General features: G+C 28.8%; 1 protein-coding gene. It reads right to left on the reverse strand.

All coding sequences use genetic code 11. The features are described from left to right. Positions 1-120 precede the first annotated feature (120 nt). Positions 121-270 carry a hypothetical protein gene (locus LUA84_RS03375; protein ID WP_231434436.1) on the reverse strand — a complete coding sequence of 50 codons (150 nt, stop codon included), beginning with the start codon at positions 268-270 and terminating at the stop codon, positions 121-123. Positions 271-482 lie beyond the last annotated feature (212 nt).

Here is a 482-nt window from a genome sequence, read left to right on the forward strand (position 1 = left end):
ATGATATAACATTCTTTGAAAAGTGGGGAAACAAATTATATAAGCCTCAGTTTTAACCTTTGTTCAAAAATATAAAAAGTATAACAGATTACTTTAAGAAGGTATTTGAAAAAATATAATCTATATTATTAATTTCTTTTCAACTAAAGTTTGTTGTGCTGGTTTTAATTTTGGTAATAATACTTCAATCATTTCATCTATGAATTTTGCTAAGGCTGGTGCAGACAACCAAACAGCAAAAGACATTGAGGGATGGAACCTCTTTTTCATCAAATAACATCACTCTTATTTCTTCAGAATCAACTGTAACAATTCTTCCTCTATAATATCCAGCATCATATATTTCAACTACATTCATCAGCTCTTGCAACATATTTTGCATTTCCCTCATGACTAATGGTGTTATAATCCTAACTGGTATTTGTCTTTCTCTTAATTCTACTAAAATATTGGTTTTAATGCNNTTGCATCTCTAACAAATG

The organism is Candidatus Nanopusillus massiliensis (assembly GCF_920984865.1).

What these genes read in the sequence shown, in the direction of transcription:
- LUA84_RS03375 (WP_231434436.1), bottom strand. Translation starts at nt 270, where the DNA reads ATGAAAAAGAGGTTCCATCCCTCAATGTCTTTTGCTGTTTGGTTGTCT.